Genomic DNA, 13,223 nt, shown 5'->3' with positions numbered 1-13,223 from the left:
TCTTCTCTTTAACTTGATTAAGAATTATTATATTTTGTCCTAGTAATCTTAATTAGAAAAATATAGATAATCTGTGTAAATGTTAACACTACTAATTATATAAATAAAAAATATTAATTGCATTCACACTACCCATAACTAAAAAATTTTAATCTTCATATAGAAAATTTTACTCAAACTCACTTCTCTATTTTAAAAAAATATATAAATATTTCTTAGCTTATTTCTAGGCCCAAAGCATGGTCAATTTTCGATCGATAACACATAAAAATAACATTTAAGTAACATTTATTAAACCAATATCCCATACTGATATTATTGTTATTTATTTTGCTAAATCGATGAAGCAGTATTTTGAATGATATTTGAACACATAGTCGTCTATTAAATAACCCAGTCTGTTTAGTAAGCAAACGATCTGATGAGGTATAAATATGAAATTCAAAAGAAGTGCTCTAGCTACATTATTGGCCTGTAGTTTTACTGCAAATGTTCTCGCAGAAAAAATTGGTGATGCCCCAGAAGACTTTACTTATATAAGTGAAGAAGCAAATGAAGAAAAGTTTGTTTTAAGTACAGATGAATGGGCAGCCATTCAGCTGTTTTCTGCGACAGCAAGGGCACTCCCTATTACCGAAGACGACATGCGCAACGAATTCCTATTAGGTTCTCTGGATTTTGGAAGTAACTACCAAGAACTTTTGAGAAGTTATCAAAGTGTGCATGATATTTCTGGGCAGTGGCTAAATGCGGGGGGCTATAGAGACCAAATGGTCGGCTTAGCTACAGATATTGTTATTTACTCGGACGATGTTCTGACAGGTAGTGAGAATATATCTTATTTTGTTGACAAGTTATATTTAGCGATTAATGACAATAATCTAGCGGTTGGTGATTCGTATCTAACCATCATTCGCAGATTGCTAGATAACATGCTAACCGACACTCAAGAATATTATGATAAGGCTGATGAACTTGGTACAAAACTTACAGAGTTCGTCAATACGTTAGATGCAGAAGATCAAGAACTTCAAGAAGTTCAGTCGGCAAATACTGATATTCTTGAAAATGACGGTTCAGCGACAAAAGATGAGATAGATGCCCTACAAGATAGAATTGAAGAGGTAAATAAGGAATACAGTAAGTGGGTAAAAGTGGCAGCAACGTCTCCCGTTTATTCTACGGTTGCTTTTCCTTTTGGTTTAATCGCGTCGATTGGTGCTGCATCTGGCGGGACAGCGCAAGCTATTGCATTAAAAAATGAAATCAAATTTATCAAAGAAGACATTGAGAGCCTGACCAAACGTCTTAGGACCGAGGAGCTAACATACGCCTCATGGCAGCTTGCCAATGGCAGTATTACCAACACTCGAGATCAACTATCAGAAGCACTTAATGCGCTAGAGAAACTCAAAGGGGCTTGGGTACTCGTTGTTGCTCAGCTTCAAGCGGCACTTGACGGGATACAAGGAGCAAACAGCGAAGATGTTATCGATAATCCTGATTTGCTGATCGCCATTGCACTAACCGCGACAGAGCTTCAAGAGTTAGAAACTCGCTGGGGAGAAATTAAAGAGACAACAGAGGAGTGGGTACGTAATTCTTACGTGACTCAAAGCAACGAATAGCAGCACTAAGGCAGCCACAGATCTGGCTGCCTTTAATTTTCCCCACTAAGTTGATGGAGTAACGCTATGTTTTTCAAAAAGAGCAAAATTCTTACTGGGTTGCTGCTAGCAAGTTTTGGCGTGTCAGCGAATCCATGGTCTGATTTCTATGATGTTTCTGTACCAAGCTATATGCCCGGTCAAACAAAGGAAGTGACGGACGTTAGTAGCCGAAAAGTGGTGAGACAAGCTATGTTGCTTGATTCGGCGGAACTCAACAGAACCTTTGAGCAGTATCCAGGCAGAGGGCGTTATATTTTTATTGCCGATACATTATTGCTTGATGAAGTAGTTTCGCAAAATATCCAAGGCAAACATATTGTGATACTAGCCCGTTACATCCAAGGTGATGGTCTGATTGGTTTTAGTCAATTAGAAGATGCCAATACATCGGTGACTATTATTGCGGATAAGATTGAGGCAGGAATACTGATTACTTCACATACAGGAACGGTTACACGAGTCGAAGACAAAGGTGAGAATTTTAAATTTACCTATAGAAACTTACTTGGCAGGGAAACCGTTAGCTATGATAGCGAAAGTATTGAAGGCATTATTGTACAATTAAACGAAGATAGAGATTATATTTTTAATCTTGCTTATGATTACGGAATGTCTGCGTATGACAGTAAACCTCAGCTTAGTATTGATATACTAGAATGGTATGCGAATTTATTAGCAAATAGTGATGCGCTCATTAATGAGGAAAACGATTGGAATTTTGACGATACTTTTCGTGCTCTAAAAAGCTTGAGCTTATTTTATTCTTCCTCTCAAAAAGATCAGAATTTTGTTCCAGTTCTTGATTTAAATTTATATTCCAATAGCTACAGTCAGATTTTGGACGCGATGGAAGCGTTTCAGAGTGAATATGATCAGTTTGAAAACCACCAAAATGATGTCCAAGCGAGAAAAGACAGTGCACGTTTGATGTTGGATAAGCTGGATAATGCACTGAGTGCCCAGCAAGCGATCATTGAAAACCAAGAAAGGCAGATTACATCTTTCCAAAACAGTATTGAGAGCAAAATTGAAAGTTTTAAGGAGCAAGAGGGTGTTGTCGAAGTTGCAAAGCAGAACTTCAGGCAAGGCATTATTGACTACCAGCGTAAGTTTATCGCTGGTATAGCGATTGAAGTGTTTAGTTCATTGGCTGATCTAGGCTCGTCCGTGATCTCTGCATTTACGATTGGTCCTGCTGGAATTGAAAGCGCAGCACAAGCCATAGGTGATGCAGCTCAAGATGCTCAGCAAGCAGTGACGATTTCAAAACGTTTAGAGCAGCTTAGTAAAGATATTAAGAAGATTAAAGATCTCAGTGCCAATCTAGATTCCATATTGAAACTGATAAAAAGCAATCAACTGACCGCAGAGCTTAATGGTCTAATGAGGGAAACAGAAATCGATATCCCTGATCTCGGGTCGTCTAGCACTGGTTGGGAGCTTGCTAGAATCGATATTGATACTGCACTTGGCGCGGCTCAGGAGTTGGGTGTTTTAGGTACAAGAGAGTACAAGAATGAGCTGAATAAGCTCATGACTTGGGGCTCGAGTGTTTCAGGCTTGCAGGTCAAGGCTGTCATAGCAACCTATAGGTTAACTGAGCTTCAGCTAGCGAAAGAAGCGATTGAAAAAGACTATGATAGCGTTGTTCAGTACATAAACGACTTGGATACGGACGAGCAAGCTCTGCAGGAAGTCGAACAGTACCTTTACCGTGCATACAACCTGTTTAAGCGCCCTCTTTATAGTGCTTTGCTCAACTATAACGCTGCTTATAAGTATCATACCTTCGAAGATAGTACGGTCACCCCTCGCATTAACGCCAGTTATTTAGAATACAATCAAAATCTGGTCTCTATGGATGAACAACTTTCTCATGTGATTGAAAGCTTCTATGAAAACCCTCCACAGAGCTTTTCAATAGATACAGACATCAATGATCAAGCAATACTCAATCAATTAAAAGAGACTGGTGAATTTAGCTTTATTGTTAACGAGCAAAACCATGAAACTTTTGGTGGTGGAATATTTAACAATAAAGAAAGGGTCCGTTTAAATAGTATTGGTGTTGAGCTGTATGGAACAGAATTAGTAGACGGCAGATATGAATTTCAAATTACCCACACTGGAGAGTTTAGGGATTTTTACCAGAACCAGCCATATATATTCAACACTAAAGAATCCCACCGTATATATTCGTACGATAAACAGGGAGATGAATATAACATTATTACTCCCGGTGACATATCAGAGAACTTTGGTAAGTTCATTTTCAAACCCACGCCGTTTTCTACTTGGACGGTCAAATTATTCGAGCACGAAAAAGTCGACTTAAGCAAAGTTGAGAATATTAAGCTTTCCTTCTCTGGAGAGTGGGTAACGCCCGAGTTTTAGATTTCAATTCTTATCCTTGTGCTATGCAGAAGTGCTATAGCGCAATCTAAACCTCAATTTTATTAAAACCTTAGATCTTAAGAGGCAACTATGGATTGGTGCAAAACAGTGTTAGCAGTGTCATGTATGTTGGCAGTAAATAACATATCATTGGCTGAAAACTATAATGGTTTGGGCAATTTGGATGTATTTTCATCTGAGAGCGATGACTTCCTTCTAAGCGAAGAAGAATGGATTGAATTGAATATGTTGGCTCGCAGTGCGAGTACACTACCTGTTACTCAAGAGAGTATGCGTAAGCGTTTTAATATGAGTAATTACGTGGACTTTGATGGGGTATATCAAGACTTACTCTCTAATTATCAAAATATCAATCATATATCGAGCGATTGGTTAGGAGAATCTGGCTATCGCGATAGGATGATTACTTTGGTTGAAAACCTGATTGAGTATTCTCATGAGATGAACGATTCTTCTACTGGAATGTTGCTGCAATCACAACTCATTGTGGAAGCGGCGGAGAATGCCGATGATATGGCGTTTGAACGGGCAAAAGCAGATTTACTAGTAATATTAGAGGCAATGCTTGAGGACGCGACTAGGTATTACCAAGCTGCAGATGCACTCGGGTATGGCTTAACCGATTTTATCAATTCTCTCGATGTTCAGGTACAAGACCTCGATCGGTTGCAAAGTTCAAATCAAGGTATTCTTGAGAATGACGGAAGTGAAGCCAGTAGAGAGATTGATGCGCTAAAACAAAGAATCGATGAACTTAATAGTCAATACCGTAAATGGGTAACCGTAGCCGCAACCACGCCTACTTATGCATGGATCTTTCCTTTTGGAACGATTGCCGCAATAAGCACCGCAGGTGCTGGCTCTGCGAAAGCAGTGGCTTTGAAAAATGAGATTCAGTCTATTCGTGAAGATGTTATTGTCCTAAGAGAAGAGATGGCGCACGATCAAGCCGTATATTTATCTTGGAACATTGCGACAGATAGTATAAAAAACATACTAGAAAGCACACGCTCTGCTTTGGCAGCGCAGCAAAGGTTGAGAGGGGGTTGGGCTCTGATTTCGAGTCAATTGGAAAGTGTTATTAAAGGAGTTAATGCCATAAACAGTAATGATGTCCTTCATGATCCAGATAACTTTATTGCAGCTTACTTGACTGAATTAGAGGTCGAAAAACTGCAATCCCGATGGGAAAATCTTGGCAATGAAGGAGAGACGTGGTTAGCAAACTCTGATGTAACTGGAATATCCTCAACACAGTTTAGTGTGCCAATTCGAAGCGGTTTGGCTGATGACTTAGGTATTTCATACTCAACTGAAATAACAGAATACGCTACGGGTTTATCGTGGCCGACCTATAACTATCAACAAGCGACTGACTTATGCCAAGACCAAGGTATGCGTCTTCCAACTAAATTTGAACTTGAAGAGCTACAAGCTTGGTTTAAGCAATACGAAGATATTGACCCTAATGTATGGCCAGTTGCTAGCCACTATTGGTCAGCGACTATTGACCCTCAGGGACGCTACTATACGGTTGGCGTAGACGGTGGAGGTTCAAAACTCTATCCTCATGGTCATCAATATGTTGCTTGTACTGGTGGTGAAGTGCTAAATACGCCAGTACCTCCTCCGCCAGAGGTTTCAAATGAATTTTCTTTGCCCGTAACAAAGGAAGAAGCCGACAGAGAGGGTTATGTATATACGGGCTATAAGTCCGAGATAGACTTTGGGCCTAAATGGGTGACGTTTACTTATGATCAGGCGGAGAATATGTGTTCTCAGAGAGGTATGCGTTTACCAAGTGTCGAGGAATTGAGTGCTTTTTCAGCAGAAGGTGGAGTTGGCTGGCCAACCCATAGAGTGTATTGGACTGATAACAACCCTAAGGACTACAACTGGGATTATACGATGTATATTCGCGATGCTAACCCAATCATGTCGATGAAATCTTGGACTGGATATGTTTCTTGCAAATAGTTTAAATAATATCTTGATGGTTATCAGCAATGGCCTGCACCAGTATTGGTTACCATACAACCCTTAACATCACTGTGCAATCGGAGTTGTGGGGGCATCTAACCAATGCCTCCTTATATTTACTAATTAGAAAAGCAGAATTCATCTTTATCTCGGATCATGTTAATGGTCCAAATAGCTGGTAGGAGCAGGATTAATTGCGCAACTAATTTTACAGCACTAGACCAAACAATAATATTGAGCAGTAAATTATTTTCTTTGACACCAAAGAAGGCCAAAACGAGGAATAACTTAACATCGACTAAAGCGACAAAAAATGTAGAAAGTGTAATGCGTAAGGCCATATTTCTAATCTTAAGCGCGGTAAATAATACTCCAAACATCGACATGGACACAAAGTAAGCACATAGTGATGATAAGTAAACACGGTAGTTGACTAAGCTATATACTGAGTTAAGGCTTTGGTTGTAGTTTGATTCAGCTTTAATTCCCGGAATAATCGTGGACATATACATCAAACTTATAAAAACTAGATAGCCTATGTATGCCATAGTTATACACTTAAAAAATGTTTTTGGTGACCTTGTGGCGATAATGATTGATGAAAAGAAGTAAACAAATGGGTAGGTAAAGAACCCCGCAGTTAAATAAATACCAAATACTTCAATTGATTTGGCTGCCGCTAAGTTGGATGCTGTAAGAAAGCAAAAGATACCAAGAGTGGCAGCCATAGTCGAAGTTTCAAGACGCTTCAATGGCTATCGCTCCATAAGATTGTAAATGGCTATAAAGTTTTCATTGCTAATCCTTAGTTTTTTTCTAATTGAAGGTGTTAGTAAACTTTTCATTGAGACGGTTACCGGAATATCAGATATTTCCATCTCAATGGTTTTATCTTTTACGTTGATTGAGCGTATGCGTTCATCAGAAATAGAGTATATATCCTTATGAAGCCCGACATCATGCTTGTCGATATAAGCATGTTTAAACATCTCCTTGTCAATAAATCCTACCAATCCGTCGATAGAATATAAGTTAGAGCGTTTTTTTCTTATTTTAAATAAGTTAAATTTTGACATTTTTAAGTTGCATGATTGGGTAGTTATCTTCGTGAATTATCCTATTGGAAGATATAAAAATAAACTTATTGTCTTCTTCTATTATTTTTCTAAGAACAACTTCGCCTGATTTTGATTTACAGATATAATGATTTTTGTTTTTTAATGGTGGGACAAACTTCTCAAAAATCAGCTGGCTACTTTTTGGTAAAGTGTCAATTAGAAGGTTGTTTTTAATGTAGATATCCGTATCTCTTTTATTACAGAGTTCTATAATATCGGAACTCAATTTATCAAAGTGGTAGGGTGGAACAGCATCATCTGAAAGATCTGAAAAAGTAATGTTATAGTAATCACAAATTTTTCCAACTGTTTCTATCGTTGGGTTACTATTCTTGCCTGAATATAGGCTATATAAAGTACTGTACTTTATCCCCATTTCTTGAGCTAAAAACTTAACCCCGCCTGTATCATGCTTACTGTCATTAATTAGTCTTATTATTTTATCTATCATTTTAAATTTGCCAAACTGTGATTATGTTCATGTTTAAAGGTTGTTTAAGACAAACATTTAACTTGTCTTGGTTTTATGTTTGTTTATTGTTATTTTTTGGAGAATTTAAATGTTTTTATATAATTTTTCCAGTGTTTATTTTCAATAATTTGATGGGCATTTTTTAATGAGGGTTTATATTGCTAGAGTTTTTATGGTTCATTAGCATAATATAAGATTAAAGTAGGTTAACTAATATACATAGATCCAACAAAGGTGGAGAATACTCGAGACGTTGCGGCTAATTCTGGTAAGTATTTAGTGTTCAAAGCCAAAGGTGGAACACCTGATTTATTCATTGGTTTATGGGGGCAGATTTGGTCTTATTTTAGTGATACTTTTGCTGAGTTCTAAGACGCAAAACTTGGGTTACCTGTACCAGGTTTTATGGATCTGTGTTTATATATAGTAGATAAAAGCTGTGCAAGTAATAAAATACCAGAGATACCAAGCCCGATGCCGATTCCCCCCCAGATACCCGCTAAACCATGGTCCTGTAGTAGGAACCAAGCAGCAGGCAAGCCAAATAACCAGTAGCCAATGGCTGTGACAAAAGTGGGGGCTAAAACTATTTTCATCCCACGCAGTAAGTTGATTGCAAGTAGCTGCCATGCATCAACAATAAATGATAAGGCTACGACCCAGATCACGGCTATTAATAAATCAGACATTTGAGTGTCGAGGTTAAATAGAGTGCTGATAGCTTCAGGATAATATATAAAGAGTCCTGCGAGTACTGAACTGAGTATTGTTGTTATCATAAAGCTTCGCTTGACTGTGCGTTTGATTCCTTCAGCGTTTCCTGCGCCGAAATCTCTACCAACCAGAATTGCGGCTGCTTGTGAGAAGCCAAAATTTATATTCCAAGTAAAGCTTAGGCATTGAATCAGGATCTGGTGCAATGCAAGGGCTGCGACACTAATAGCTCCAGCCATTAGAGTTCCCCCATAAATCAAACCATGTTCAAGTAATGCTGCCATTGTGATTGGTAATCCAAGAGACAATAGGGGTCTGAGTAATGAAAATGAGTATTCATCGATTTTTGTCCACGGTGAAAATGAGCGATATTCTGATCGTTTAAAGACCCAGTAACCATAACCTAACATAACGATAAAAGATGCTAGTGCCGTACCTGCCCCAAGGCCTGATAAACCTTGTTCAAATGTAAATGCAAATAGGTAACTTAGCGGGACATTTAATACAACGGTCAACAGCGACATAGCCATAATTGAACGAGCGCTTCCTAGTGCACTGGTTAGGCCACGTAAGACAAGCAAAATGAGTGAAGGGAGCATTGCCCACTTTAAGGTATTGAGGTAACTCATTGCGGGATTAATTAACTGTTCAGGCTGATCGGAAAGAATGAGTAAATTTGGAACGTAATTAAAGCTTAAAGTGAGAACTAAAGTTAAAATGAAGGACAGTAATATAGCGCCTTTAACGGCATGGCGAATTTGTTGATTTCCAAATGCTGGTCTTGCAATTCGCTGGCCATAAGCGATAGCGATAAGGTTTGCGACACAGCCGACACAGCTGCTCGCAATAATAAACACAAAGCTGTAAACTGATGCCCCTAATCCGCCAGCTGCTAGTGCAGACACACTTAGTTGTGACATCATCCAAACATCGGTTAAAACTAATGCCATGGTGATGAGCTGTGAAATGATTAATGGGAATGCTAATGAGAGAATTGTTTTCATTATATGCCTCGGGTAGTTTACCAGCATAAACTACGCTTTTGGCCTCTGGCCTTCAAATGATATTTATGTCACCCTTACATGAGTTAAAATCATGTGAGAAAGCAATGTCTGGTTATAATTTTCTTCCTTATTCGCACAATGGGCTTAAAGTATTTGAGTCTGTCGCACGCTTGATGAGTTTTACTAAAGCTGCCGATGAATTAAATGTGACTCAAAGTGCTGTGAGTCGACAAGTTAAACAGCTTGAAGATGCATTAAGTACTCCATTGGTGTTACGTAAGCATCGAGCGATTGAGCTTACGGCAAAAGGTTATGAGTTATACCAGAGCTTGAGTGCAAGCTATCATGCATTGGATAAATTAATAGGTGATTGGTCTTCATCTCATAAGCAAAGGATTGTGATAAAAAGTGCGCTAGGTTACGCAACTCGTATTCTTTTACCTCAAGTTGTTATCCTTAATGAAAAATACCCTGAACACGAAATCGTTATTATTCCTTCAATTGAAGAAGATCCAGACTTAGACTCGGAAGACTGTGATTTGTTGATTGTAAATACTTGCCGAAGAGATAAATACAAAGGCAGGAAAGATGTGACTTTTTTGCGTGAGGAGTATATGGCGCCAGTGTATGCTAAATCCCTATCAGATCAAAATGTGCCGCTCCAAGATGTACTTACACTACCTCATTTACATGCCACACTCGACCACCAAGACTGGAAGAATTGGTTAAATCAGGCTAATTTGCAAGGAATAAAAAAAAGCAGAGACACCGTTTTTTATAGTTTAGATTTAGCACTAAGTGCGTGTTTAGCTGGTCAAGGAGTGACGGTTACCGATCTATTACTAGTATTGCCAGAGCTTAAGCGTGAGTTTCTTAAATGCCCAGATGATGTAATTTTGCAACATAGCCAATGGCAATATTTTTGCTATAAACCTAGTCGAAGCTTGGTTATTGATGAAATACATAACTGGCTTGTTGAGCAAACCCAAAGTGAGTTGGGTCAGCTCAAAGCGATGTGTGAAAGTTTTGGCTGGGATAGCCAACAAGTGAATTTTGGTTCATTTTAACAGCAATTGCAGTTGCGCTTATACTTACTCATTTTTCCTATACCAGGGTTAAAGGTATTGGTTGGGTCTAGTGCGTGGTAAAATGCCTGCAACTGTTTTTCGGCTTCATAAAGGTGACCCACATTATGTTCGGCAGGGTATTTGGCACCTTTTTGAGTCAGGAGCTCAAGCATCTCCTTTTTGATTTTCTTCGTGTCAGCCCCTTTTCTAAAGATATAATCCTGGTGAAATACATGACACATAAAGTGCCCATAATAAAGCCCAACAACTAAGTCTTTCGTTATTTCTTTTGGTAATTGCTCAACCCATTCAATGTCATTACGGCGCAATGCGATATCTAGAGCGAGAATTTCTTCGACATCGTTAGAATGTATGGTTTCGTAACGTATAGCGGCACCAGCTGCAGCAAAACGATGAAGTAACGCTTTTTTGCCTTCATCCTCACTACAAATAAAATATTCACAGTCTTCGTTTTTAGCCCAGATGTCTTCGAGATGTTTTTTGGCTTCATCAATACCACCATCACTCATTTTAAGAATCAAATGGTGCTGATATTTGTCCCTAAATTGTAACATACGTTGTGGTAAATGTTGCGGGAACACCTGACTAAGCCAATACATAAGGATATCTGGAAGTTCATTTGAAACAAAGGGAATACGTTTTAGTATGGCTTCTACTTTTGCCTTAAGAGCGAAGAACTTTGGCAGTCGATCTGTACCTAAATGGTGAATTGATAAGAATACATCCTTGCCATAATTTTCAGCTAAGTTGAATATATCTCGATGCATATACTCGCCCATTTCAGGAAGATGCGTAAACTGGCTCAGCATATCGCGCCTAAGTTGACTAAGCATTGCAGAGTCATTGCATCCTATATAGAAAAGTTGCTCATTTTCAGGGACCGTATTGGTGTCGACTCGAACCGCAAACACCGCAAGCTTACCAGCGCAGCCACTTGCTTCAAATAGACGTCTAGGATCCGCATTGAAACGAGATGGGCTATCTGAATCTATATTGCGTACTCGAGCCTCATATTCTTTATCTGAAGCCATAGCATCACTGTTAACTATACTGTCGGGTGTAAAATTACCTTGCTCGATATTAGTGAGAATTTCTTCTGGTGTATTACCTAATCCTTCAATTCCAAGGTGGTTTACCAGCTCTAACTTACCATCCTTTGTTACTCGACCAAATAGTGAAAACTCAGTGTAGGCAGGGCCGCGCTTAACAAGTGCACCTCCTGAGTTATTGGCAATGCCACCGATAACAGTTGCACCAATTGAAGAAGAACCAATAACCGAATGGGGAGCACGATTGACCGTTTTGAGTTTTTTTTCCAATTGGTGAAGGCTAACACCGGGCAAACTCACGACTTGTTTACCACCATCGATAAGGTGTAAGGTATTGATGCGCATTATATTGATAATAACGACATCGCGATCGTAGTCTTCACCACTGGGTGTGGAGCCCTCGGTAAGTCCGGTTTTGGCGGCTTGCATGATAATAATACAATTAGATTTGACCGCAGTTTCTAAGAGGCGCCACTGTTCAACAAGTGAACCGGGAAACAGTATCGCAAGCGCTTTACCTTTTCCAGAACGAAAACCGGATCGATAGTATTCAGTTTTTTTCTCAGCGGTTAAAACGTTTTTTCTGCCAACGATATCGATGAAAGCTTGAATTATCGTGTGATTATCCATAGTGTTCTTTACTTTCTTAGTAAACGATTTGTAATGAGAGATAGTTTAATTTTGAAATTTAAACTACACCACTTTATTTCGAAAGCCTGTATATACATTCGGAAAAGGATGAATGTATAGTTTAGCAAAGTTCAATAATTTCAATTTCTTAAGATTTACCATGGGGTTGATTGCTGGATTTTAAAGCAAAGTATTTTTTCAAAAAGAATATAATATTATGTCCATAACCTGATATTTTCGGTTATCAAACGTGTGATCTCATTAACATTTGAATGAATACATGGTGCCATTTTTTTGTTCGCTTACTAAGCTACGCCGACTTCTGAAAAATAAAACTTAATCCGTTATTATAGTGAAATATTACATCGAGACTTTAAACTCAGATTTGCAGTATATGTGAAAACGAATGTATGACCTTTCTAAGAACATATGTATGAGAATGACGCTATGACATCCATTGATAAGAAGTTAACACAACTAAAAATAATTCCTGTTGTTACCATCAATAAGATAGATGATGTCGTGCCCTTGGGACACACACTGATCGAAAACGGTATTCCATGCGCTGAAATTACCTTTCGTACTAACTGTGCAGCACAGGCGATACGGCTATTACGGGATACTTACCCCGATATGTTAATTGGTGCGGGGACAGTACTGACACCTTATCAAGTTGATGAAGCAGTTGATGCAGGTGTCGATTTTATTGTCAGCCCAGGTTTTAACCCCAAGACAGTGCAATATTGTTTGGATAAACATGTGACGATTATTCCAGGAGTAAACAGTCCGAGTTTGGTTGAACAGGCGATGGAGATGGGACTTAAAACGTTAAAATTCTTCCCAGCAGAGCCATCTGGTGGGCTTGCCATGCTTAAAGCTTTATCAGCAGTCTATCCAGTTAAGTTTATGCCCACAGGAGGGATAGGCATCAACAATGTAAATGAATATCTTGCAGTACATTCAGTTGTTGCTTGTGGTGGAACTTGGATGGTACCGGAAAAACTGATAGACCGCGGCTGTTGGCAGGAGATAGGTCAACTAGTTAAACAGGCGTCACTCATTACGTTTTAACTTGTATTGCGC

General features: G+C 38.9%; 11 protein-coding genes. 6 read left to right on the top strand and 5 right to left on the bottom strand.

The annotated features are described in order from the left end of the window. The first annotated feature begins 434 nt into the window (after nucleotides 1–434). The 3 genes from KO511_RS15845 to KO511_RS15835 all read left to right on the top strand — a co-directional run bounded on the left by KO511_RS15845 (nucleotide 435) and on the right by KO511_RS15835 (nucleotide 6,062). Nucleotides 435–1,628 carry an alpha-xenorhabdolysin family binary toxin subunit A gene (locus KO511_RS15845; RefSeq protein WP_215988383.1) on the top strand — a complete coding sequence of 398 codons (1,194 nt, stop codon included), beginning with the start codon at nucleotides 435–437 and terminating at the stop codon, nucleotides 1,626–1,628. A 66-nt stretch (nucleotides 1,629–1,694) separates the two neighbouring features. Then, a complete protein-coding gene (locus KO511_RS15840; protein WP_215988382.1) occupies nucleotides 1,695–4,064 on the top strand; it encodes a hypothetical protein in 2,370 nt (789 codons plus the stop codon). 90 nt (nucleotides 4,065–4,154) lie between these two features. Next, nucleotides 4,155–6,062 (top strand): alpha-xenorhabdolysin family binary toxin subunit A, encoded by a 1,908-nt coding sequence (locus KO511_RS15835; protein ID WP_215988381.1) that lies wholly within the window; start codon nucleotides 4,155–4,157, stop codon nucleotides 6,060–6,062. Between the two features lie 122 nt (nucleotides 6,063–6,184). Here the strand turns inward: KO511_RS15835 and KO511_RS15830 are convergent, their stop codons facing one another. From KO511_RS15830 to KO511_RS15820, 3 genes are all read right to left on the bottom strand, one after another. After that, nucleotides 6,185–6,817 carry a queuosine precursor transporter gene (locus tag KO511_RS15830; protein ID WP_215988380.1) on the bottom strand — a complete coding sequence of 211 codons (633 nt, stop codon included), beginning with the start codon at nucleotides 6,815–6,817 and terminating at the stop codon, nucleotides 6,185–6,187. Between the two features lie 3 nt (nucleotides 6,818–6,820). Beyond that, complete coding sequence (locus tag KO511_RS15825) at nucleotides 6,821–7,054, bottom strand: hypothetical protein (protein WP_215988379.1); 234 nt, start codon at nucleotides 7,052–7,054, stop codon at nucleotides 6,821–6,823. A gap of 73 nt (nucleotides 7,055–7,127) precedes the next feature. Further along, nucleotides 7,128–7,634, bottom strand: coding sequence for a helix-turn-helix domain-containing protein (locus KO511_RS15820; RefSeq protein WP_215988378.1), 507 nt, complete (start codon nucleotides 7,632–7,634; stop codon nucleotides 7,128–7,130). A gap of 255 nt (nucleotides 7,635–7,889) precedes the next feature. Between KO511_RS15820 and KO511_RS15815 the strand changes: the two genes are divergently transcribed. Beyond that, a complete protein-coding gene (locus KO511_RS15815; RefSeq protein ID WP_215988377.1) occupies nucleotides 7,890–8,027 on the top strand; it encodes a hypothetical protein in 138 nt (45 codons plus the stop codon). On the opposite strand, the gene KO511_RS15810 is transcribed toward KO511_RS15815, so the two are convergent. Then, nucleotides 8,024–9,373, bottom strand: a complete 1,350-nt coding sequence (locus tag KO511_RS15810; protein WP_215988376.1) for an MATE family efflux transporter — start codon at nucleotides 9,371–9,373, stop codon at nucleotides 8,024–8,026. The genes KO511_RS15815 and KO511_RS15810 overlap by 4 nt on opposite strands. Before the next feature lie 104 nt (nucleotides 9,374–9,477). Between KO511_RS15810 and KO511_RS15805 the strand changes: the two genes are divergently transcribed. Further along, nucleotides 9,478–10,440, top strand: a complete 963-nt coding sequence (locus KO511_RS15805; protein WP_215988375.1) for a LysR family transcriptional regulator — start codon at nucleotides 9,478–9,480, stop codon at nucleotides 10,438–10,440. On the opposite strand, the gene dld is transcribed toward KO511_RS15805, so the two are convergent. Continuing rightward, nucleotides 10,437–12,140 (bottom strand): D-lactate dehydrogenase, encoded by a 1,704-nt coding sequence (gene dld, locus KO511_RS15800; RefSeq protein WP_215988374.1) that lies wholly within the window; start codon nucleotides 12,138–12,140, stop codon nucleotides 10,437–10,439. The two genes, KO511_RS15805 and dld, sit on opposite strands and share 4 nt — an antisense overlap. A gap of 447 nt (nucleotides 12,141–12,587) precedes the next feature. Here dld and KO511_RS15795 point away from each other — a divergent pair, with 447 nt between their 5' ends. Further along, the gene (locus KO511_RS15795; RefSeq protein ID WP_215988422.1) at nucleotides 12,588–13,211 is read left to right on the top strand and encodes a bifunctional 4-hydroxy-2-oxoglutarate aldolase/2-dehydro-3-deoxy-phosphogluconate aldolase; all 624 of its coding nucleotides are present in this window, start codon (nucleotides 12,588–12,590) and stop codon (nucleotides 13,209–13,211) included. The last annotated feature ends 12 nt before the right edge of the window (nucleotides 13,212–13,223 follow it).

The organism is Vibrio hepatarius (assembly GCF_018860525.1).
GTDB lineage: Bacteria > Pseudomonadota > Gammaproteobacteria > Enterobacterales > Vibrionaceae > Vibrio > Vibrio hepatarius_B.
This window is presented reverse-complemented; position numbering and strand designations above follow the sequence as displayed.